Genomic DNA, 22457 nt, shown 5'->3' with positions numbered 1-22457 from the left:
ACTAGAGGGGAAGGGCTGTCCCTTTCCCTCTATTTCAACTTATGCACGGCATTGATAAAAATGTCCCCTCTCTCCTCGAAAGTTTTGTATTGATCCCAGCTGGCGCATGCTGGAGAGAGCAAAATGACGTCGCCCGGTTCGGAAAGCTCGAAAGCAACCGGGACGGCTTTTTCCACATTATCGACATATCGGATCGTTTCTATTCCCGCTTTTTGGGCGATGCGGCCGATTTTATCCGCCGTCTGGCCGAACAGTACGACCGCCTTCACCTGTTGCAAATACGGGAGAAGATCATCAAACTCATTGCCGCGGTCAAGCCCGCCAGCGAGCAAAATGACCGGCTCGCCGGCAAACGCTGAAAGCGCCTTTTGCGTCGCTAAGATGTTCGTCGCTTTCGAGTCGTTGTAAAACCGCCGGCCGTCAATTTCCGCCACATACTGAAGCCGATGTTTCACGCCGGAAAACGTCGCCAGCACCTGGCGGATCGCCTCATCACTGGCGCCGGCCAGCTTGGCGGCCGCCACCGCCGCTAAAATGTTTTCCAAATTGTGCTGTCCAGGAAGAACGATGTCAGCGATTCTGATAACTGGATCACCGTTCCAATAGATGGCGCCATCTTGAACGTACGCCCCTTCGCCAAGAAGCTTCGTCGCCGAAAACAGCACTTTTTGCGATCGAACCGAGGAGGCAATGTTCATCACGAGCGGATCGTCGGCATTGACGACGGCATAATCGCGCTCCGTTTGATTGCGGAAAATGTTCGCCTTTGCCGCTGCATACGCCTCTTTCGTTCCGTGGTAGTCCAAGTGGGCGTCGAAAATATTGAGCAAAACCGCAATGGCTGGGCGAAACTTGTCAATGCCGGCAAGCTGGAACGAAGACAGTTCCGTGACAAGCCATTGCCCCGGCTTCGCTTCCCTCGCCACCTCGCAGGCGACAAGGCCGATGTTGCCGGCAAGCAGCGGATCTTGGCCGTCCGCTTTTAACATTTCGTAAATGAGCGTCGTCGTCGTCGTTTTTCCGTTGGACCCGGTGATGCCGATAAACGGCCCTTCGGAAATGTGATAAGCAAGCTCCACTTCGGTCACAACCGGAAGCCCCTTCTCAAGCGCCTTTTTCACCATCGGGTTCGTGTACGGAATGCCCGGGTTTTTCACGACAAGGTCAAACGGCTCATCAAGCAGTTCAAGCGGATGACCGCCGCAAACGACGCGAATGCCCAGCGGTTCAAGCTGCTTGGCCTCCATGTTTTCCGAAAGCGGCTTTTGATCATTGACGACGACCTTAGCGCCTAACTCCGCAAGAAGCCGAGCTGCCGCCGCTCCGCTTTTCGCCAATCCAATGACAAGCACACGACGATGTTGATAAAAACGAGTCGGTTTCAATTACATCCACACCTCGATATAAATTCCTAGCATCGCAAATAAAAGGCCGACGGCCCAAAACGTCACAACGATCCGCCATTCTGACCAGCCGACAAGCTCATAATGATGATGAAGCGGACTCATGCGGAACACGCGCCGTCCCGTCGTTTTGAACGAAGCCACTTGAATGATGACCGACAGCGTCTCGATGACAAACACACCGCCGATGATGACAAGCAACAGCTCAAGCTTCGTCAGGACAGCGACAGCGGCGATCGCCCCGCCAAGTGCGAGCGAGCCGGTGTCGCCCATAAACACTTTCGCTGGGTGGGCGTTAAACACTAAAAAGCCAAGCACGGCGCCAACAACAGCGACGCAAAATACAGCGACATCGTACTGGCCTTGATTCCAAGCCAAGACGGCATAAGCGCCAAAGGCGATCGCCGCCGTTCCGGCAAGCAGCCCGTCAAGCCCGTCGGTCAAGTTGACAGCGTTCGAACCGCCGACAAGCATGAACAACAAGAGCACGCCGTACGCCCATCCGAGGTCGACCGACCAATCGGCGCCGGGAATATGTAACACCGTCGAAAAGCCGCTTTGGCGGTAGACGGCAAAAAAGATGGCTGCGATAAGGAGCTGGCCGATAAATTTTTGCCGGCTCGTCAAGCCAAGATTTCGCTTCATCACGACTTTGATCATATCGTCGAGGAAGCCGAGCACCCCATAGCCGACGGTGACCAACAACAGCAAATACGTCCTCGTCGACAAGCCGGCGATTTTTGGTGTGATCCATAAGGTCGTCGCCACAATCGCCAACAAAATCATGATGCCGCCCATCGTCGGCGTGCCTGATTTTTTTTGATGCGACTTCGGCCCTTCCTCGCGGATGCTTTGTCCGAATTTCAACCGCCGCAAAAACGGGATGAACAGCGGCGACAAAACGACAGTGATGAGAAAGGAAACCGCCATGGCAATCACGATCGCTTGTTCTGGCATGCATCGTCACATCCTTTAAACGGCCGAGCGTCCAGCCATCGCTTCTCCAATTCCGCCAGTCGGCGGCGCACAGCCTCGCCAGCAAGGGGGCTGTCTTCAGGAAGAGCGAAGAAAAACTGCACACCCTCTGCACGGTCTTGCTCCAAGTATCGCTCGAACAATGCCGCTGCCGCCTCGAGCGGCGACGGAACGAAAAAGATCGGAAATTGATTTGGAATGTAGCGCGGCAACGGCTCTCCCAGACGCCAAAATGAAGCGATCGCTCCGTGTTCAATCGCCGTTTTCAATGTTTCCGCCCCGTTTTCGAGCGGAACGAACAACCCTTTTTTCACTTGTTTGGCTGGGTTGACGAACACGGCGTGAAAGCGGATCGTTTCATCAACAATGCCGCGCGCCTCCACCGCCATCGATTGCACCGTCCTGTATGCGATCATGGTCATCCTCTCTCCTTCACTGCCGCTCGGGCAACAGCGCGATCGTCAAACTCAATCACATCGTTGCCAATGATTTGATACGTTTCATGCCCTTTGCCGGCAATCAACACAACATCGCCTTCCTGCGCCTGGCCAATGGCGTAGCGGATCGCCTCTTCACGGTCAGGAATCGTCACATGCTTTCCGATCTCAGCGCTTACTCCCGCTTCCATGTCGCGCAAAATTTGCTTCGGGTCTTCCGAACGCGGATTGTCGGAGGTAAAAATAGCGACATCCGCATACCGCACCGCCACCTGCGCCATGAGCGGCCGTTTCGACGGGTCGCGGTCGCCGCCGCAGCCGATGACGACATACACGTTTCGCTTCGCCAATTGGCGCACCGTTTTTAAGGCATTTTCTAAACTGTCCGGCGTGTGGGCGTAATCGACGATGATCGTAAAGTTTTGCCCTTCATCAACCGTTTCAAACCGCCCCGGCACCGGCTCGACATCCGCAAGCGCCGCGGCGATCGTTTCAAGCGAAAAGCCAGAGGCAAGGCAGGCAGCGGCAGCGGCGAGAATGTTATAGACATTGAACGAGCCGACAAGTTTCGTTTCGACCGCCGCCGATCCGTGCGGCGTGCAAAGCCGAAACGCCATGCCGCCTGCGGTCATGCGGATCTGTTCCGCCATCACATCGCTTTTTTCCCTCATCCCGTATGTGACGATCGGCGCGGCCGTCATATGTTTATAATACTGCGAAACCGGATCGTCATGATTGAGAACGGCAAATTTCGGCCGCCGTTCGTCGTAGCGGTTGCCGAGCTGGGCAAACAAAAGCCCTTTGGCGTTCCGATATTCTTCCATTGTCCCGTGATAATCCAAATGGTCTTGCGTTAAGTTCGTAAAGACGGCCACATCGTAATCGCAGCCATGCACCCGCCCTTGGTGCAGCGCGTGCGACGACACTTCCATGGCGACAAACTCCACTCCTTCATCGACCATCTGTTTAAACATGCGCTGCAAAATGAGCGACTCCGGCGTCGTATTGGCCGCCGGATAGGAGCGGTCGCCGACCTTGATGTGAACCGTGCCAATGAGCCCTGTTTTCTTGCCGGCTTTTCTCGCGATTTGTTCGATGATCGACGTTGTCGTCGTCTTGCCGTTTGTGCCTGTCACTCCGATTAAATGTAGGCGGTGGGTCGGCCGCCCGTAAAACGCGTCCGCTAAAATCGCCATCGTCCGCCGGCTGTCCGACACAAGAACGACGGGAACATCAACGGAAAGCGGCCGCTCGGCCACGATCGCCGCCGCTCCGCGCGCCACCGCTTCCTCGGCAAAGTCGTGTCCGTCTACTGTAAACCCTTTAAGGCAAAAAAAGAGAGAACCGGGGGCAACGCGGCGCGAGTCCATTTCGAGCGCCACGATATCGGGATTGCCTCCATGGTGCACCCAAAAACCGGGCAAGTGTGACAGCAGCGTCAGCAGTTTCATATTTCGTTCATCCCTTTCGCTTCGAAATCGTCCGCTCCGTTAGGCAGACAGCGGAAAAAGGGGCACAACCAACCCGATGTGTCATCGCATCGGTCGCCCCTTGCGCGTTCGTCTTACCGTTCTTCTACCGCTTCGCGTTTCGCCAAATAAATGCGGACCGTTGAACCTTCTTTCACTTTCGCCCCTGGCTTCGGGGATTGTTCAACAACGACATCTCCCTCGCCACTAACATCTAATTTTAAGTCAAAAAGCTGCTCTTGCAAATCATTTTTTGTCATTCCGATCAAGTTTGGCACTTCAATGACTTTCGGCTCGTTCCAGTCGCGCTCCTTCTCGAGCTGGTCTTTGCGGGGCTTCACGCCCAACGTGCGCAAACTATCTTCCATAATTTTTCCTACAATCGGGGCAGCGACCGTGCCGCCGAACTGAACCGTTCCTTTCGGGTTGTCGACGGCGACGTACACGACAAGCTTCGGGTCATCCGCCGGAGCGAAGCCGATGAACGAAACGATATGGTTGTTTTGCAAATAGCGGCCGCCTTGCGCCTTTTGCGCCGTTCCCGTTTTGCCGCCGACGCGGTACCCTTCGACATACGCCTTTTTCCCTGTTCCTTGAGCGACGACGCTCTCAAGTGCGTAACGGACTTGTTTCGATGTTTCCTCGGAAATGACGCGCCGTTTCGCTTTTGGCGTGTTGCGGCGGACGATCTCTCCTGTTTCCGGGTCGACCCACTGCTTGGCAATGTACGGAGTGTACAAAATGCCGCCATTGATTGCCGCCGACACGGCAGCGACTTGCTGGATCGGCGTCACCGACACTCCTTGGCCAAACGCCGTCGTTGCCAGTTCCACCGGCCCGACCCGTTTCAAATCAAACAAAATGCCTGTTCCTTCGCCTTGCAAGTCGATGCCCGTTTTCTCACCAAAACCGAATTGCTTAATGTAACGAAACAACGTCTCCTTTCCAAGCCGCTCGCCAAGCTCGACAAACCCCGGGTTGCACGAGTTTTGCACGACTTCCAAAAACGTCTGATCTCCGTGGCCGCCTTTTTTCCAGCAGCGAAGCGTAGCGCCGGCTACTTTGGCGTAGCCCGGGTCAAAGAAATGGTCTTTCAGCAAATTCACCTTATGTTCCTCAAGCGCTGCGGCCAGCGTAATGATTTTAAACGTCGATCCCGGTTCGTACGTGCTCCAAATCGGCAAGTTGCGGTTGTAAATTTCCGGAGGAACGCTCCGGTAATCCGCTGGATTGAACGTCGGCCGGCTCGCCATCGCCAAAATTTCACCGGTGTTCGGGTCCATGGCGATCGCGATGATGCCGTCCGGATTGTATTTCGCCTCCGCGATGTCAAGTTCGCGCTCAATGATCGTCTGAATGCGCGAATCGATCGTCAACACCAAATTCAAGCCGTCAGTCGGCGGCGTATAGTCATCAGCGATATCGGGCATGCGCCGCCCTTTCGCATCGGAATAAAACTGCACGGAGCCGCGCTCGCCCCTCAGTTCCTTGTCATAATACAGCTCCAACCCGGTGAGCCCTTGGTTGTCAATGCCGGTGAAGCCGAGCACGTGCGACAAATAGCTGCCAAACGGATAGTAGCGCTTCGTATCTTCCGCGATATACACCCCATCCAAGTCGAGGGAGCGCACATTCGCCGCTTTTTCATCGGAAATTTTCCGCCCTTCTTTCAGGCGGACGATCGACGTTTTTTGCGTGATTTGTTTATAGATGGATTCGATCGAACCGCCCAGCACCCCGGCCAGCTTTTTCGCCGCCTCTGCCGGGTTTTTGACTTGCCGCGGAATGACATACACCGTCGGCGCGCTCATGTTCGTCGCCAGCGGGACGCCGTTGCGGTCCAAAATTTCGCCTCGCTTCGGCTCAAACGGAATGTTCCGGCCCCATAGCCCTTTCGCCCGTTCCGCTAATAGATCGCCGAGCCAAAATTGGACGTAGCCGAGACGGAGATCGATAATGGCAAAGATCAAAATCCCGATCAAAAACACGATCGTCAACCGCTTGCGCACGGTAACGTACGATACGCGCATATGGCGGAACCTCCTTCATGGTGGGCTCGTTCCACTATATGCTTGTACGCCCCGTTATAGAACGGCAAAAATCATTCATGCGGCTCGGCTTCTTTCCGTAAAGCCGCCTCTTTCTCCTTCTCCGCCGCCTCTTTCTCCCATTGGCGCGGCGGAGCCAATTCAACAATTAAATAATCGCCTTTGCGCACCTCCGATCCCGGACGAATGTTTTGGCTGACGACATAGCCGGTCCCTTTCGTGCTCGGCCGCAAGCCGAGTATATGAGCCACTTTCATAGCGTCGCGCAGCGAGAAGCCGCGCAAATCCGGCATCGTTGCCGCCCCGTCCGTTTTCAACACGACCCGTTCGCCCAAAAGAACGTGATCGCCGCCTTGCGGAAGCTGCTGCTCAACATATTTGCCGCGGCCGATCACGACCGGCACATATCCCTTTTCCTTCAGCTGCTCTGCTGCCGAAGCCGCCGGCTGGCCGATCCATGAATCAAGCGCCTGCGGTTGGGCAGTCTTTGCTTTCATTCGTTTTTCCCCGTTCGGTTCAATATGCAAATATTGCAAACTGCTTTTCATCACCGTCGTAAAAATTTGCGACACCGGCGCCGCTCCGGTTTCAGTCACATCGAGGTGCGGCTGTTGGACCGCGACATACATGAGAAGCTTCGGATCATCCGTCGGCGCCATGCCTAAAAACGAAAAAATGTAGTTTTCCCGTCCGGTCAAATAGCCCCCGGAAGCCGACGGAATTTGCGCCGTCCCCGTTTTGCCGGCGACGCGGTAGCCGTTGATTTGGTACGGACGGCCGGTGCCGTGCTCGGACGTGACGACCGTCTCTAAAATGGCGCGCACTTTGCGCGCGGTTTCCGCCGTAATCGGCTCGCCGACCACGGTCGGCCCATGATCGAGCACGACTTTGCCGCTGTCTGGGTCGACGACTTTCTCGATGACATACGGCTTCATCATTTTCCCATCGTTGGCGATCGCCGTCGCCGCTTGGATTTGCTGGATTGGCGTCACCGATGTCCCTTGGCCGAATCCGGTCGTAATTCGTTCAATCGGGTAGCGATAGCGGATTTGTCCGACCGCTTCGTTCGGCAAATCGATGCCCGTTTTCCGGTCAAAATGGAAACGGTGCAAATATTGCAAAAACCGATCTTCACCAAGCTTTTCTTTCACTAAAATCGAAAAGGCGACGTTTGAAGAGCGCTGCACCCCTTCATTAAACGTGATCGTCCCCCAGCCGACATCGTTATGGTCGCGGATCGTGTTCGGCCCCACTTTGTAGGAACCGGAGCGATACGTTTCGTTGCCGTTATACACTCCTTCGTTGATGGCCGCCGCGAGCGTGAACACTTTCATCGTCGATCCCGGCTCATACGGATAGGAAATGGCGTCATTTAAAAAGTTCGTAATATCACGCTTGTTTGGGTCAAAGCTCGGACGCGTCGCCATCGCCAAAATTTTCCCTGTTTTTGGATCAGCGACGATGGCGATCATTTTTTTCGGCTTGTATTGCTTCTCGACGCTGTTCATCGCATCTTCCAAAAACGATTGAATCTTTCCGTCAATCGTCAAATAGACGTTTGCCCCATTGTCCGGCTTGACAATGCGCTCTTTCCCCCCGGGGAGGCGGAAGCCGTTTATGTCGCCGGCAAACGACACATAGCCGTCTTCTTCACGCAAATACCGGTCAAGCTCTTTTTCCACTCCCATTTTGCCGACCGTTTCGTTGGCTGCATTTTTTTGCGCATAGCCGATGACGTGCGACGCAAACATGCCGTTCGGATAAAACCGGCTCGTGTCGCGGATGAAAGCGATGCCTGGCAAATGGAGCGCTTCGATTTTTCGCTTCAGCTCAAAACTGATGTTGCGGCCGTAGGCCCCAAACTCGACTTGCTTCGCTTTTTTGGTCAAAATGCGTTCCATCGCCTCGACGTCCATGCCAAGCAACGGGGCGAGTTGTTCCGCTGTTTTTTTCGGATCGACCACATGGTGCGGATGATCTGGATCGGTTGTCATCTTCGGATCCAAAATGGCCACAACCGTATACGACGGTACATCTTCAGCCAAAATGGCGCCGTTGCGGTCGAAAATCGTTCCGCGCTTCGCCTTGATCGTCCGCGTTTGTTGATGCTGCCGCTCCGCGATCACAGCCAGCGTTTGGCCGTCCGCTTTGCCGGTCCATTCAAGCTGCACAAAGCGGGCGAACAACAGAGAAAAGAGAAAGCCGAACAGGCAAAACAGGATGAACGCTCCCTGATGGGTGTTGCGATGCTTTCTTGCCTCCATCGCCGATCATTCCTGCACAACTTTCACATGGTTTTCGTTGAGCGACAAACCGAGCTCTTTTGCCTTTTGCAAAATGCGCTCGTACGCGCTCAGCCGTTGCACCTCGACATATAGGTCATTGTTCTCCTTTTTCTGCTCGTCAATCGACGCCTCGAGCTTTTGCACCCCTTTGTTCAATTCGTAAATGCGCACTTGGTTCGAGACGATATGAACCGCCGCATAGAAGACAAACAAGAAAAACAACACAAATAGCATCTTTTCAGCCAGCGACAGGCGAAAGCGCTGCTTCCGCCGCGTCTTCGGGCTTGGCGGTGCCGCCGGATGTCGTTGTTCACGCGCGACTTTGACTGCTGCATCGTTCACATTTTTCCCCTCCTGTTTCTCCATGCATTCGTTTTTCGCCGCAATGGGCGGCGCCCGCATTGAAATTGGTTGTGTTTCCCCGCTATTTTCGTCATCTACAGCTTTTCGGCAATGCGGAGTTTGGCCGAACGGGCGCGGTGGTTTCGTTCGAGCTCTTCCTCGGAAGGAACGATCGGTTTTTTTGTAATGATTTTCAGCACGGGGCGGTAGTCGTCGGGGAGAACCGGAAGCCCCGGAGGCAATGGCGGACTTTCGCTCGCCTTTTTAAACGTTTCTTTGCAAATGCGATCTTCAAGCGAATGAAACGTAATGACGCTCACCCGTCCACCGGGTGCAAGCAGTTCGATCGCCTGCTCGAGCGCCTCGCGAAACGCCTCAAGTTCGTCGTTGACCGCGATGCGGAGCGCCTGAAAAATGCGTTTGGCCGGGTGTCCGCCGCTGCGGCGAGCCGGGGCGGGAATCGCCGCCTTGATCACATCAACGAGCTCCCCCGTCGTTTTAATCGGCCTCGTGCGGCGCACTTCCTCGATTTTGCGCGCCACTTGCTTCGAAAACCTCTCTTCGCCGTAACGGAAAAAGATGCGGACGAGCTCCTCGTATGGCCAGCAGTTGACAATCTCCGCCGCCGTCAGCCGCTGCTTGCGGTTCATCCGCATATCAAGCGGCGCATCGTGCTGATAACTGAAGCCGCGCTCGGGTTCGTCAAGCTGCGGTGAAGAAACACCCAAATCAAACAAGACGCCGTCGACGGACTTGACGCCAAGCGCCGAAAGCTCCTCTTGCAAAAACCGGAAGTTCCGGTGCACAAACTGCACTTGCCGGCCGTAGCGGGCGAGCCGTTCGCGCGCATGCATGATGGCGGCTTCGTCTTGGTCAAAGGCAAACAGCTTCCCATGTTCCGACAAACGGGAGAGCAAATATTCGCTATGGCCGCCGCTGCCCAGCGTACAATCGACGTAAATGCCGTCAGGGCGGATGTTCAGCCCATCGACTGCCTCTTTCAGCAACACTGTTGTATGTTGAAACACATGTCCACCACCTTCGTTGCGTAAAGCCACACTCACATCGGCCAGTGGCCGCCTCCTTATTATATCGCAAAGATGGACAAAATTTTAGCTTTTTTTGTAAAAAAACGTCCTTTTTTGTTTCTTTTTGTCGGACGGGCCAATCACAGCCATCCTGGCGGCTTCACCCCTTTACTTTTATTTCCATTTAATGAATGTTGTTTTTTTACAATTCATTTCACAAAAAAGAAAATCCTGCTCAAAGCAGGATGTTTCTTTTCGACTTTTTCTTTGAAAAAGCCTCACATATATACAATTTTATGCATTCCATTGCCAGGACTGCGAATGGCCAAAAGTTTTTCTACAAAATCAAATCCGTAGCGGTTGATGTAATAAAACACGTTCCAAACCCGCTCCTGGAGCGCGCCGTTCGGCCGAAGCGACGTCTCGATGCGCCAAAATTTCCGCCACTCCGTCTCATGTTTGCGCAACAGCGCCCGCTCGAGCGCGTGCTGAAGAAACTCGATTTGCGCCTGAAGGATGGCGGCATTTTTCGCCACCAATCCCTCCAATCCGCGGTCAATCGCCACCCCAAGCTCACGAAGCGGCCGGTGCGCCGCGTCAATGTCCGCCTTCGCTTTGGCAAACGCCGAAGCAAGCGGCGCTTGAGCGGTCGCCTCCCGCCACTCCCGCTTTGCTTCATCGAGCCGCCCAGTCAATACATCAGCCACCTCAAGACCGATATCGGACAGGTCGGTTTGCAGCGAACGGCTGACAATCGTCGCCTGCAGACGCGGCACGACTGGAGGCATTTCTAGGTCGAAAAGCGGGAACGCCTCTTTCAATTCCGCCCAATAAGCGATCTCCCCCGGTCCGGCAACGAAAGCGAGCGTCGGCAGCAAATGCTCTTGCATGAGCGGACGGGTGACGACATTGTTGCTTAAACGGGCCGGATTCGTTTCGGCAAGCTCAAGCAGCTCTTCTCTTGTCCAAACGAGAGTTCCCGCTTTATTGTGAAACAGGCCGCGTTCCTCATCATACTGCAAAAGCGAACGTTCACGGCCGTCGTAATAAAACAAGTTGGCCGCGTCACGACCGATTTCAATCAGCGGCGCATATCCGAGCGTGCGCAACGCCTCTTGCTGAGCGAGCACCGCGGCCGTCACATCGCGATGGCGTTCAATGAGCGCAGCGAAAAAGCGGCGCTCAAGCGGCCGCACCGCCGCATCGCCAGCGTTCAAAACAACTAAACCGTGATCAGCGAACAACCGGAGCACAATGGCGGCAAAAAAGTCGACAAACGTGCGCGCCTCATCAAGACACGATGACAAAAAGAAGAGCAGCTCATTCGTCACGTCCGTTTCCCCATATGTTTTGACGACGCGCTCGATCCACTCTTTCGCAGCCATCCGGTCCAGCAGCACATCGGCGGCCATCCGTTTTTCGTTCGTTTTGTGTGGGTACGCTGCTTTTTTTACTTCTCCTTCCTCAACGACATAGACATGATCGATTTCCGCGATGTCATGATCTTCGCCGGCGATCCAAAACAGCGGCACGACCGGCACGCCCAATTTTCGTTCCTGCTCTTTGGCAAGCTGGATGATGGTGATGATCTTATAAATCGTATACAGCGGCCCAGTCAACAGCCCGGCTTGCTGCCCGCCGACAATGACGACGCTTCGCTCATTGCGCAGTTTCTCAATGTTTGCCATCGTAGCCACACTCGCCGAGAAGCGCCGGTGATAAGCACGCAAATAGTCGGCAAGCCCTTCTCGGTCATAGGTTCTTCCTTGCAAATAGGCCAACCGCCGACAAAACGCTTCATCGTCCGCCTGGGCATAAGCGAAGCCGCTCTCTGCTGGAAACGCGCCGGTTATGTAATCAGCCGCCAATTTCGTCGCTGCTGGCAACGGAATTTCGCGAACTTCCATGGCTAAAAACTCCCTTTCTTATGTATTCTTTCATGAGTATAGCACGTTTATTGCCAAGAGAAAAAAGGCTTGCTCGGCCACACTAAAGGCTCATCGCAACGCGAATGGCCATTCCGTATACAAGCAGCCCGGCGTAAAGGGAGGCAAAAATGAGAAAACTCGCCCGCCAAAAGACGCGGAACACCGTCCGCAACCGAAAGTCCGCCTTTTTCCGCCAATAGCCAAGCGCGATCGCCGCGTGCAGACCAAACAAAAAGAGAAGAAGAGGAACGAAGTACGATTTCCCAAACAGCACTGTCAGCAAAAAATAGACAGCGGCGATGAAAAAAACAGTCGCAGCGTTGACCGCGGCGTAAAACGCTGCCCGCCTCCGCCTGCCGACCAAGCGTGCTCCGAAGTAGACGAGCAAAAACAGCAGAAGCGGCGCGGTCACAAACGTCGCCAGCGTTGAAGCGAGCCAATCACCCATCCGTCTCTCTCCCTTCCTTCCCTTTCACCGCGCAAAAGACAAAGCGGACGACCGGCAGCATAGCGCCGCGCGCCTCCCCTTGTTTCAACACATAGCCCAAAATGGCGTCAATCTCCGTCCGGCGCCCGTTCGCCAAGTCCATATACATCGACGAATAGTTGTCCGCTGTTTTTTGGCATATGCGGACGACGCGCTCCCACGCCCGATTGGCGTCTTCAAGAGGCAGCACGTTCCGCACCTCATCAAACAGCTGCCTCATCATATCGCGGTACGGAGCCGTTTCTAGCAGCGCCCCGTTTTTCACTTGCAATAGAGCGGTGAGCGGATTGATGACGGCGTTGACGACAAGCTTGTCCACAAGAATGCGCTCCCAATCATCGGCCCATTCGATCGGAAAGCCGCGCTCCCCTTCCCGAAGCTCCCGGGCGTCGCCAAGTGAACCGTAGCGGGAAGCAAGTGTCAGCTTTCCGGCGCCCGTATGCGCCACCGTCCGGTCATCTAGCTTCATTGCGCCATGCTCCACGACGCCGACGAGGACATTTTTGTCGGCAAACATCGTCAACTGCTCGAGATGTCCCATGCCGTTTTGCAAAAAAACGAGCGTGCGAACGCGGCGAAACGCGTCGATTTGCGCACAGACGGAAGCGAGATCGTACTGTTTGACGGTCACAAACACGAGCGGCTCGTCCAGCTCCGCTCCAGCAAACGGCTGCGCGCGCACCGCCACGACCGATGTCTCGCCATCTTTTTTTAGCGCCACACCATGCTCGGCAAGCTGCCTTGCTTGGGACGGACGCCTCGTATAGACCGTCACCCCATGGCGCCGCCCAAGATAAGCGGCGAGCAGCAATCCGACTGCTCCGCCGCCGACAATCCCAATGTTCAATCCTTCTCCCCCGCTTTCTTGCAACATGGCGTTAGCCTTATTTTAGCAGAGATCTTCTTCTTCCGTTAAGAAAAAAAGCCGGCGAAAAGCCAGCCTTTACCCTTCGTCGACGCCTTCAGCCACTGCATTCGGCGCCGGTTTCCCGCTGTCTGTCACCATTTTGCGCGCCCGCTCCATAATGGAAAGCAGCGTTTTATACTCCTCCTGGATCGCAGCTAGTTGTTTTTGCAGCGATTCTTTTTCCATTTGCAACTTCGTTACCATTTGCTGCAGCTGCTCCATATCGTTTTTGAGCGCCCGGTTTTCATCGGCCGTCCGTCGAGCGTCGCGCGCCTTTTGCTCCTCAGCTTGCAAAAAGGCCAGCACTTCCGCCCATGACAAATGGCTTTTGACTGCCGCTTCCACCTTCTCCTGCCCCTCGCTTTCCTTTGTTGATGGGGTTTCTTTTTTTCGCATCTTCCGTTCTTGCTTGGCTTGCTCGATCTCCTCCTTGTACTGCTTGCGAACGCACGAATTCCAGCGAAATCCGCACGCTGCCGCCGTCCGCGACAAGCGCCGCCCGACTTCGGCAAACGCCTCCAGCTGGGTGCCGCCTTCGCGAATATACTGAAGCACAACATTCGCCAACAACTCATCCTCTTCTTTCGTCCATGCATCTTGACGTACTCCCGTCATCCCCTTCCCCCCTTATCGCCGCTTTGTCATTATATGTATGCGGCTAGTAGAAACGGTAGAAGGAAAAAATTACTTCTTACACAAAAAAGGACGCAATGCCTGTTCATGTTCAGCCGACCCCCACAGCTCGGCGCAACGGGCGATCTCGGCGAAAAACCGCTCTCGAAACCAAGCTGTTCGCCATTTTTCGCCGGCTGCGGCCTTATATGCCTGCAAGACGGAAAGCGACCGCTCCGCATAAGGCGCCAGCCGTTCACGCCATTGTTCGCGCCAATGTTCGGCTGGCAGGATGGCGTCAACCCAACCGCACGCTTCCATCGCCTCCGCCGTCATCGGCTCGGCGCGCAGCAATAAGTCAAGCGCCCGCCCGTACGGAAGTTTGGCAAACAGCATCGACGCTCCTCCCCAGCCGGTTGTAATGCCAAGCCGGCCTTGCACAAATCCGATCCGGCTTCCTTCTTTGGCAAAGCGAAAATCGCAAGCGGTCGCCAGCTCGCAGCCGCCCCCCATCGCTGTTCCGTTGACAAGGGCGGCCGTCGGCTTCGGAAACGTCAGCAGCCTGTACAGCAGCTCTCCCATGCGCATGAGCATCTGTCTTGCCTCCGTGCCGCGCAAATGCCCAAACTCGCTCAAATCGCCGCCGGAGCAAAACGCCTCGCTGCCGGCGCCGGTAATGGCGAACACTTTCACCTGTGGATCAGCCGCCGCCTGTTCCATCGCCTCCTCAAGCGCCCCCATCACGGCAAAATTGATCGCATTCCGTTTCTCTGGACGGCAAATCGTAAACAGTGCAATGCCGTCATGATGCTCCAACATTGCTTCCATCAGCACGTCTCTCCTTTCTTCATCACATCAATGAATTGGGCGCGTTCTCTTCAATTTCCTGCCTCACGACGAAAAAAACTGCCGCCTAGACGAACAGCGTTGATTTTTTGTAGACAATCAAAAAGGCTGTCCTCTTTTCGGACAGCCTGTCGTTCGATGTCGGCCATTATTTGTTGACGACATCTCTTCCTTTGTATGTTCCGCATGCTTTGCAGACGCGGTGCGCCAATTTCCATTCGCCGCAGTTCGGGCATTGCACCATGCCTGGCACTTGCAGTTTAAAGTGCGTGCGGCGCAGCCGTTTTCTCGTTTTCGATGTTCTTCTAAAAGGTACTGCCATCATTCCCACCTCCTTGTCGGGCGCATTTTGGCATATCCATGCCGGCGGATCAGTCAACCTCGAGGCCGCCGTCCGCCGGCACACAAGGCGGCTGCCGGACGGTGCGCAATATTCGGCGCCATCGGCCGGCAACGCCGACTCACGATCATTCCTCTCGTTTTTCCTCGAAAAACTTGGCCAGCCCTGCAAGGCGAGGATCTACTTTCTTTTCCCGCTCTTGCATCGCTTTCTCCCATTCTTCTTCCGACAGAACGTCCCATCCTTCCCCATGTTGCGGCGCTCCGCCGGCAACCGGTCCTTCGGCGATAAGCTGCAACGGGATTTCAAGCAAAATCAACTCGCGGATGATGGGATTCAAATCAATCGTGTCCCCCGCCACCATATGGGTGTCCTCATCGGTCTTCACGATGCCGCTGCCATCCGCAAAAAACGTCTCCGTCGTCTGAATGGAAAACGGATACGTCACATCGACAAGCGTCCGCGAACAAGGCAACACCATCGTTCCGGACAACGTCAAATGAAACGTGAATTTTGTCGACCCGACATCCGCTTTTCCTCGGACGTGCACCGGCGAAATATCGCGGATCAACGTGTCAATTTGTTTTAAATCGGACACATCGACCGTCTCATCAATCGCCATTTCCTTATGTTGAAAACGGCGAAGCTGTTGGACCGTCCATTTCATATCATCACCTCAAGGCAACGAATAAAATTATACGTTTCGTTTCTAGTTTTGTCAATGTTTTTTCTTTACAACCACTCATTCCTTGGGAAAAGAACGGCATACTCCCATCATTTCCAAATGCCATTTTGAACATGCACGGTCGGCGCGCGGACATCGGAAAACGGTCGACCGCTTCGTTTCTTTTGCTGTCCTCACCGCATGTTGCCGTTGATCTTCGCCGCTTTCTATTCCATACTAAGTTCAGATAGAATAGACAGCCATTTCGTTGCGGCCAAGCCGCGCGAATCGCCATGAAAGGAGCGAAAAAAGGTGAAAGCCGTCGGCGTGATCGTGGAATACAACCCGTTTCACAACGGTCATTTCCACCATTTGAACGAAACGAGACAAAAGACAGATGCGGACTGTTTGATCGCCGTCATGAGCGGAAACTTCTTGCAGCGCGGTGAGCCGGCCATCGTCTCCAAATGGGCGCGGGCAAAAATGGCGCTCGCCGCCGGCGTAGATGTGGTCATCGAGCTGCCGTACGCCTTCGCTGTGCAAGCGGCTGAACAGTTCGCACATGGGGCGGTGCAGCTGCTTGCGGCGATCGGCTGCCAAGAGCTTTGCTTTGGCAGCGAATCGGGGGAAATTTCCGCTTTTTTATCCGCGGCCAAAACATGGCTTGAACAGAAGGAAACGTTCGATTCCCTCATCCGCACCGGGCTGGCGCGCGGACAAAGCTTTCCGAAAGCCGCCGCTGAAGCGTGGCAAAAGTTCGGCGCCGCTCCGCTTGATTTGTCCAAGCCAAACAACGTGCTTGGTTTTGCGTATGTGAAAGCCATTTGGCAAAACAAGCTGGCGATGATGCCGCGCACGATTCCGCGGCTGGCCGCCGGCTATCATGACGAATCATTTTCCCACCCGTCGATTGCGAGCGCCACCAGCCTGCGGAAAACATTGCGACAAACCGGTCGTCTCGAGTCGATCGCGGCGTACGTTCCGCCCGCTGCGCTCGAACAACTCCGCCAATATCGGGAGACATACGGGCGCTTTCACGATTGGGAAGTGTATTTTCCGCTCCTAAAATATCGGCTGTTGACCGCCACAGAGGCCGACTTGCGCCGCATCGCCGGCGTGGAGGAAGGGATCGAACACCGGCTGAAGCAACACATCGCCCACGCCGAAACGTTTGCCGCCTTCATTGCCGCCGTCAAAACGAAGCGATACACCTGGACAAGGCTGCAACGCCTATGTGCGCATGTGTTGACGAATTTCACAAAGGAGGAGCAAGCCAAAGCGGCCAACCCGACCTATATCCGGCTGCTCGGCATGAGTGAAGCCGGCCGCCGCTACTTAAAGCAGGTGAAAAAAAGCGCTGCGCTCCCGCTCGTCGCCAGAGCATCCAAACTCAACGGCGACTCTCTTTATGAGCAAGAAAAAAGAGCGGCAGCTGTGTACGCCGCCGCTTTTCCGGAGCCGCTCTACAGCGCCGCGCTGAAAGAAGAATACGCCACGGCGCCGATTTACGTTTCCGGCATCGAACGCAAATAACGAACTGCCTCGTCGAACGTATCGACCGGGACGATTTTCATATGCGTCCCGATTTTTTTCGCCGTCCGCACCGCCTCGCGATAGTTCGACGTCGGCGCACCATGTTCGTTCGGGGCGAAAAACACCTCGGCTCCTTCGCGGTCAGCGGCCACGACTTTTTGCGAAACACCGCCGATCGGCCCGACGTTTCCGTCAAGATCAATCGTTCCGGTGCCAGCGATTTTATGACCTTTTGTAATATCTTCATCGACAAGTTGGTTGTAAATTTCAAGTGAAAACATGAGCCCAGCCGACGGTCCGCCGATTTGTTCCGACTCCACGTCAACCGGCGGGTCGGTGCGGACGTCATAATCGGTCATGAGTGTCACCCCAAGGCCGACTTGGTTCGGGTGCTGTCGAAACGGCTTCAGCTCGAGCTCTGTTTCCTGCCGCTTCCGGCCGCGAATGAATGCGACGCGGACGCGATCACCCGCTTGTTTTCCGCGAATGTAGTTGACCATCTGCTCCGATGTGCCGAGCGGCTTTCCGTCGATCGCGACGATGCGATCGCCGGTCTCTAGACGGCCGGCGGCCGGCATATCAGGGAGGACGCTCATGACATAAACACCATGAGGTTCATACGACACCGGCTTTCCGGCGTGGCGATAAGCGACGACGATCGCCGCTTCCTTCGACTGTTCCATGAGCTCAAGCTGGCGCATCGTATATTCCTTGTCGCTCTCCCCTTCCTGCTTGATTTCCTCGACCGGATGAAGCTCATAAAAAGGGCGGATATGGGCAAACAAATACGCTATCACATTCGCCCGCCCCATCCGCACCGTCGTAAGCATAAACGTTCCCTTATCGCGGTCGCCGTTTTCCACGTGAACGAGCGGCTTTAAACTTTGCGCGCTTCCCGGCATCGTCACATAATACGGCAGCTTCATAAAAATAAGCAGAAAGGTGAGGGCGGCGCCAAAGAAAAACAGGGCAATATACGTCCGTTTTTTCATTCGTGTGATGGCTCCTTCCACTGTTCGATCGCTTGACGGATCGCTCCCACTTGCTTCCGCGCCTCCTCTTCCCCGCGAGCGATGATTTCCTCAATATCCTTGAACGCCCGCGAGCTATACTGTTCGACTCGCGGCCGGATCATAACGTCTGAGGCGAGCTGACGGTGAGCTACCAGTTCCGCTTGCAAAATATCGAGACTCTGCCAAATGACATCGGCGATCGACGCAATTTCCGCCTTTGTATTGAGCGGAGAGACATCGACGGCGATGACAATATCCGCTCCCATCGCTCGGACGACCGACACTGGCACCCGGTCAACGACGCCGCCGTCGACAAGCAGTCTGCCATTCACCTCCGCCGGCACAAAAATGCCAGGAATCGAGATGCTCGCCCGCACCGCCTGGGCTGCTTCCCCTTGCCGAAACACGACTTTCTCCCCTGTCTGCAAATCAGCGGCGACAACAGCCACAGGCGGGGACATCTCCTCGATTCGTTTCCCTTTCGTCAACAAGCGAATAAACTGCGTGATGCGCTCGCCAGCGATCAGTCCCATTTTCGGCACCGTCCAGTCAAGAAAATCGTTGCGTCGAAACGATTGAGCCAACCGATAGAGACGATGGAGGCCATGGCCGCTTGCGTAAAGGACGGCGACGAGCGCGCCGATGCTGCTGCCGGCCAAATAGGAAATCGGAATATGCTCCTCCTCGAGCACTTTCAATACCCCAAGATGGGCGAACCCGCGCGCTCCTCCCGACCCGAGCGCCAATCCGACTTTTGGCGGCACGCCTCCTCCCCCCTTTGTCGCAGCGCTATCCGCTTTCATCTTATGGTCTAAAACGCCCCCCTATGCTCGTATATTAGGTTATATGAGGTTGTACTACAAGAAACCGCACGGCAAAAAAAGGGGGGGGAAAAGTGAAACAAAATTGGGGGGCGAAATGGAAAACCGTATTGCTCGCTTCCGCCGCCACCTTGTTTGCGTTTTCGCTCATTTGCTATCCAAAACAGTCGCTTGAAGCGTCCATTCGCGGTTTAAATATGTGGTGGGAGGTCGTCTTTCCATCGCTTTTGCCGTTTTTTATCGTCTCGGAGCTGCTCATCAGCTTCGGCGTCGTCAGCTTCCTTGGCGTCTTGCTCGAGCCGCTCATGCGCCCGTTGTTTCGCGTCCCGGGCGTCGGCGGATTCGCCTGGGCCATGGGAATGGCGTCCGGCTACCCGTCTGGAGCCAAGCTGACCGCCCGCCTGTACCAGGAAAAACAGCTGACGACGATTGAAGCCGAACGGCTCTCGTCGTTCACCAATTCATCCAACCCACTTTTTATTTTTGGAGCTGTATCAGCGGGATTTTTCAACAACCCGCAACTCGGCCTTGTGCTGGCCGTTTCCCACTATTTAGGAAACATTAGCGTTGGGCTGATCATGCGCTTTCACGGCATCCGAAAAGAACGGAGGCAATCGAAGCGGCAGCCACGCTCATTTTCGCTCCCGTATGCGCTGCGCACACTGCACCGCACGCGACTGAAAAACGAACAGCCGCTTGGCAAACTTCTTGGCGACGCCGTGCGCTCTTCTGTCCAAACACTGTTAATGATCGGCGGTTTTATTATTCTCTTTTCGGTTATGAATAAACTTCTGTATATGATGCATTTGACCGAACAGCTTGCCCCATTGCTGCGCCATCTGCTCCGCCTTGCCCAGCTGCCGGAGCAGCTTGACATCCCAGTGTTTTCCGGCTTGTTTGAAATTACACTCGGCAGCCAAATGATCAGTCAGACCGATGAGGCGATGCTGATGGAAAAAGCAGTGGCAACAAGCTTCGTCCTCGCTTTTGGCGGTTTTTCCGTCCAAGCGCAAGTCGCCAGCATTCTCGCCGAAGCGAACATCCGCTTTCAGCCGTTTTTCATCGCGCGCTTGCTGCACGGAGTGTTTGCCGCTTCCTTTACATACTTGCTTTGGAAACCGTTGTACATCAAAACAGCCGGCGGGATGCCGACCCACATCCCAGCGTTTCTTCACGCCGCAAAAGACAGCGCTTGGAATGAAGGCTGGCGGTTGCTGCAGCAATACGGGCCGCTCCTGACACTGTTGTTCCTTTGCCTTTATATATGGCTCGTCATCAAGGCGGTCAGTAAATCGCGCGGGCGCTCATAAGACGCTTGAGCGCCCAGCTTTTTGGCAGCAAAAAGCCATCGGGGCGGTTCGCGTCGTCTCAGCCGTGAGCCGCCCTTGACGGCAAAACCGGGCCGGCGCCGACTGCAATGTTCGCTTAAGCGGCTTTCATAAGGAAGCGTCAATCAGCGGCCGTGGACGCAAATTTCCGCTTCAGCGCCTGCTCAACAACCGGGGGCACGAGCTCGGAAATATCGCCGTTGTATTTCGCCACTTCTTTGACGATGCTCGAGCTTAAAAACGCATACTGGCTGTTCGTCATCATAAAAAACGTTTCAATGTTTTCATCAAGAACGCGGTTCATCGACGTAATTTGCATTTCGTATTCGAAATCGGACACAGCGCGCAAGCCGCGCAAAATGGCATTCGCTTTTTTGCTGCGGGCGTAATCAACAAGCAGGCCGTGAAACGCTTCGACATGGACGTTCGGAAGCGTCCGCGTCACCTCACGAAGCAGCTCGATCCGCTCCTCGACAGTAAACAGCGGCTTTTTCGACGAGTTGTTCAACACCGCCACATACACTTGATCAAACACTTTCGCCCCTCGTTTAATAATATCCAAATGCCCGTACGTCACAGGGTCAAAGCTCCCGGGGCAAACCGCAATGCTCGCCATCGCTTCCATCCCCTTCCCATCTATAAATCGTCACACCGGTGATACCGTATGTTTCCCGCTTCCATCGTGTCAGGCCGCCGACCTCCTCCGGCAGCTCCGCCTCCGCCGAGTGTTCAGCGACGACGACGCCGTGCGGTTCCAGCAACTGACGCCCGGCGATCGACGACAGCAACGTCGGCCACTGTTTCTCTTTGTACGGCGGATCAAGGAAAATAACCGCAAAGCGGAGGCCGCGCTTCGCTACCGCCTTCAGCGCCCGCTCGGCGTCGTTGCAGTAAATTTCCGCCCGCTTCTCAAGCCCGCAGGCCGCCACGTTTTTTCGGACCGTCTGCACCGCTTTCCTGTCTTGATCGACGAAAATGACGCGCTCGATTCCTCGGCTGAGCGCCTCGATGCCCAAGCCGCCGCTGCCAGCAAACAAATCAAGACCGTTGCCGCCTGAGAAATATGGCCCGATCATATTAAATATCGCTTCTTTGACTTTATCGGTCGTCGGCCGCGTCGACATCCCTGGAACCGCTTGCAGACGCCGTCCTTTGCATGTCCCGGAAATGACTCTCATCGCCTTCACCCAATTCACCGTTTCAAGGTGGCCTTGTCATCCATTTGATTCGTTGTTTTCATGGTAATCTTACCATAAAGTTGATGATCGTCAAACTACGGAATTTTTTCGCCATTCATGTATAGAAATCGGCAAACGGTCCATAATGAGTAATGGCAACACGCTTGACGCGTTGTTGCCAGTGACGGAGAAGACTTACGTTTCCCCATAAGTTCTTCCTCCGGTTTCTCCTCTCCCTTTTCTTTATTCTTTCCGATCCTTGTTCCGCCCTGCGCGGAGGCAAGGAACTGGAAAGGGCCTTGCGGGTTCATTTCCGCAAGGTTTTTTTTGATTGCAATTCGCGAGGATGGCCGGTAAAGTTAAGGGTGGACGATGCTTGCAAGGGGGAACGATTCATGATCCAACGATTTATCGAACTTGGCGAAGGATATTCCGATATATATGAGCTGATTGCATTGGCGAAGGCCAACCGCCATCGTTTGTCCGGATTCTTTGTCTTTCATACGGTGAAAAAAGGCCAGGCGGTCGTCTCCTTGGCCGTTGTCCTTCATCCGACGGATCCCGGCGATTTCCAACCACTTTACATTTGCCGTGAAGGCATTCCCGATCCGTCCGTCAAGCCAAACAAACGGTACGAACTATTTATGGAAACCGCAAAGGAACTGGGCATGGACGTCATTCACCTTGATGTTAAGCCATCGACGATGTTCGCTGAACCCGATTTATATTACCAACATTTGATCGGCATTATGCGGATGAATCGCTTCATCCCGCCGCTGCAGTAAACAAAGAAACAGCGGGTCGAAAAGCCGG

22 protein-coding genes are annotated in these 22457 nt (G+C 54.8%); 3 read left to right on the top strand and 19 right to left on the bottom strand.

Annotated features, from left to right (window positions below; all coding sequences use genetic code 11):
* Window positions 1–29: 29 nt before the first annotated feature.
* The 15 genes from murD to GT3570_RS05215 form a co-directional block, all read right to left on the bottom strand.
* On the bottom strand, window positions 30–1385 hold the full coding sequence (gene murD, locus GT3570_RS05285) for a UDP-N-acetylmuramoyl-L-alanine--D-glutamate ligase (protein WP_013145847.1): 1356 nt from the start codon (window positions 1383–1385) through the stop codon (window positions 30–32).
* Window positions 1386–2360 (bottom strand): phospho-N-acetylmuramoyl-pentapeptide-transferase, encoded by a 975-nt coding sequence (gene mraY / locus GT3570_RS05280; RefSeq protein ID WP_011230617.1) that lies wholly within the window; start codon window positions 2358–2360, stop codon window positions 1386–1388.
* Entirely contained in the window at window positions 2339–2800 is a 462-nt protein-coding gene (locus GT3570_RS05275) for a hypothetical protein (protein WP_011230616.1), read from the bottom strand. The genes mraY and GT3570_RS05275 overlap by 22 nt, the downstream gene beginning before the upstream one ends.
* Entirely contained in the window at window positions 2797–4266 is a 1470-nt protein-coding gene (locus GT3570_RS05270) for a UDP-N-acetylmuramoyl-L-alanyl-D-glutamate--2,6-diaminopimelate ligase (RefSeq protein WP_047757728.1), read from the bottom strand. Before GT3570_RS05270 ends, GT3570_RS05275 begins: the two co-directional genes overlap by 4 nt.
* 113 nt (window positions 4267–4379) lie before the next feature.
* Entirely contained in the window at window positions 4380–6314 is a 1935-nt protein-coding gene (locus tag GT3570_RS05265; protein ID WP_011230614.1) for a stage V sporulation protein D, read from the bottom strand.
* Between the two features lie 71 nt (window positions 6315–6385).
* The gene (locus GT3570_RS05260) at window positions 6386–8596 is read right to left on the bottom strand and encodes a penicillin-binding protein (protein WP_062898513.1); all 2211 of its coding nucleotides are present in this window, start codon (window positions 8594–8596) and stop codon (window positions 6386–6388) included.
* 6 nt (window positions 8597–8602) lie between these two features.
* The gene (gene ftsL, locus GT3570_RS05255) at window positions 8603–8959 is read right to left on the bottom strand and encodes a cell division protein FtsL (RefSeq protein WP_011230612.1); all 357 of its coding nucleotides are present in this window, start codon (window positions 8957–8959) and stop codon (window positions 8603–8605) included.
* Between the two features lie 95 nt (window positions 8960–9054).
* Complete coding sequence (gene rsmH / locus GT3570_RS05250; protein WP_011230611.1) at window positions 9055–9987, bottom strand: 16S rRNA (cytosine(1402)-N(4))-methyltransferase RsmH; 933 nt, start codon at window positions 9985–9987, stop codon at window positions 9055–9057.
* Window positions 9988–10265: 278 nt separating this feature from the next.
* Entirely contained in the window at window positions 10266–11894 is a 1629-nt protein-coding gene (bshC, locus tag GT3570_RS05245) for a bacillithiol biosynthesis cysteine-adding enzyme BshC (RefSeq protein ID WP_011230610.1), read from the bottom strand.
* A gap of 82 nt (window positions 11895–11976) precedes the next feature.
* Complete coding sequence (locus GT3570_RS05240; RefSeq protein WP_011230609.1) at window positions 11977–12363, bottom strand: DUF3397 domain-containing protein; 387 nt, start codon at window positions 12361–12363, stop codon at window positions 11977–11979.
* Window positions 12356–13276, bottom strand: coding sequence for a 2-dehydropantoate 2-reductase (locus GT3570_RS05235; protein ID WP_014195370.1), 921 nt, complete (start codon window positions 13274–13276; stop codon window positions 12356–12358). The genes GT3570_RS05240 and GT3570_RS05235 overlap by 8 nt, the downstream gene beginning before the upstream one ends.
* 69 nt (window positions 13277–13345) lie before the next feature.
* Window positions 13346–13924 carry an RsfA family transcriptional regulator gene (locus GT3570_RS05230; RefSeq protein WP_011230607.1) on the bottom strand — a complete coding sequence of 193 codons (579 nt, stop codon included), beginning with the start codon at window positions 13922–13924 and terminating at the stop codon, window positions 13346–13348.
* 69 nt (window positions 13925–13993) lie between these two features.
* Window positions 13994–14749, bottom strand: coding sequence for an enoyl-CoA hydratase/isomerase family protein (locus GT3570_RS05225; RefSeq protein ID WP_011230606.1), 756 nt, complete (start codon window positions 14747–14749; stop codon window positions 13994–13996).
* A 166-nt stretch (window positions 14750–14915) separates the two neighbouring features.
* The gene (gene rpmF, locus GT3570_RS05220) at window positions 14916–15089 is read right to left on the bottom strand and encodes a 50S ribosomal protein L32 (RefSeq protein WP_011230605.1); all 174 of its coding nucleotides are present in this window, start codon (window positions 15087–15089) and stop codon (window positions 14916–14918) included.
* Window positions 15090–15234: 145 nt separating this feature from the next.
* The gene (locus GT3570_RS05215; RefSeq protein ID WP_011230604.1) at window positions 15235–15774 is read right to left on the bottom strand and encodes a YceD family protein; all 540 of its coding nucleotides are present in this window, start codon (window positions 15772–15774) and stop codon (window positions 15235–15237) included.
* 309 nt (window positions 15775–16083) lie between these two features.
* Here GT3570_RS05215 and GT3570_RS05210 point away from each other — a divergent pair, with 309 nt between their 5' ends.
* Window positions 16084–17304, top strand: a complete 1221-nt coding sequence (locus tag GT3570_RS05210; RefSeq protein ID WP_014195366.1) for a nucleotidyltransferase — start codon at window positions 16084–16086, stop codon at window positions 17302–17304.
* Here the strand turns inward: GT3570_RS05210 and GT3570_RS05205 are convergent.
* Window positions 17277–18296 carry a SepM family pheromone-processing serine protease gene (locus GT3570_RS05205; RefSeq protein ID WP_011230602.1) on the bottom strand — a complete coding sequence of 340 codons (1020 nt, stop codon included), beginning with the start codon at window positions 18294–18296 and terminating at the stop codon, window positions 17277–17279. The genes GT3570_RS05210 and GT3570_RS05205 overlap by 28 nt on opposite strands.
* Complete coding sequence (locus GT3570_RS05200; RefSeq protein WP_011230601.1) at window positions 18293–19081, bottom strand: patatin-like phospholipase family protein; 789 nt, start codon at window positions 19079–19081, stop codon at window positions 18293–18295. Before GT3570_RS05200 ends, GT3570_RS05205 begins: the two co-directional genes overlap by 4 nt.
* A 131-nt stretch (window positions 19082–19212) precedes the next feature.
* On the opposite strand from GT3570_RS05200, the gene ylbJ reads away from it, so the two are divergent.
* Window positions 19213–20448: a sporulation integral membrane protein YlbJ gene (gene ylbJ / locus GT3570_RS05195; protein ID WP_011230600.1), complete on the top strand. Its 1236-nt coding sequence runs from the start codon at window positions 19213–19215 to the stop codon at window positions 20446–20448.
* A 139-nt stretch (window positions 20449–20587) separates the two neighbouring features.
* Here ylbJ and coaD read toward each other — a convergent pair whose 3' ends face one another.
* Both coaD and rsmD read right to left on the bottom strand, forming a co-directional pair.
* The gene (gene coaD / locus GT3570_RS05190) at window positions 20588–21082 is read right to left on the bottom strand and encodes a pantetheine-phosphate adenylyltransferase (protein WP_011230599.1); all 495 of its coding nucleotides are present in this window, start codon (window positions 21080–21082) and stop codon (window positions 20588–20590) included.
* Entirely contained in the window at window positions 21048–21644 is a 597-nt protein-coding gene (rsmD, locus tag GT3570_RS05185; protein WP_011230598.1) for a 16S rRNA (guanine(966)-N(2))-methyltransferase RsmD, read from the bottom strand. Before rsmD ends, coaD begins: the two co-directional genes overlap by 35 nt.
* A gap of 395 nt (window positions 21645–22039) precedes the next feature.
* Here rsmD and GT3570_RS05180 point away from each other — a divergent pair, with 395 nt between their 5' ends.
* Window positions 22040–22429 carry a DUF7147 family protein gene (locus GT3570_RS05180; RefSeq protein ID WP_011230597.1) on the top strand — a complete coding sequence of 130 codons (390 nt, stop codon included), beginning with the start codon at window positions 22040–22042 and terminating at the stop codon, window positions 22427–22429.
* The last annotated feature ends 28 nt before the right edge of the window (window positions 22430–22457 follow it).

The sequence above is a fragment of the Geobacillus thermoleovorans genome, from assembly GCF_001610955.1.
In the GTDB taxonomy this organism is placed as follows: Bacteria; Bacillota; Bacilli; order Bacillales; family Anoxybacillaceae; genus Geobacillus; species Geobacillus thermoleovorans.
Note: the sequence above shows the minus strand (reverse complement) of the source record. Positions and strands in the feature narration are given on the sequence as shown.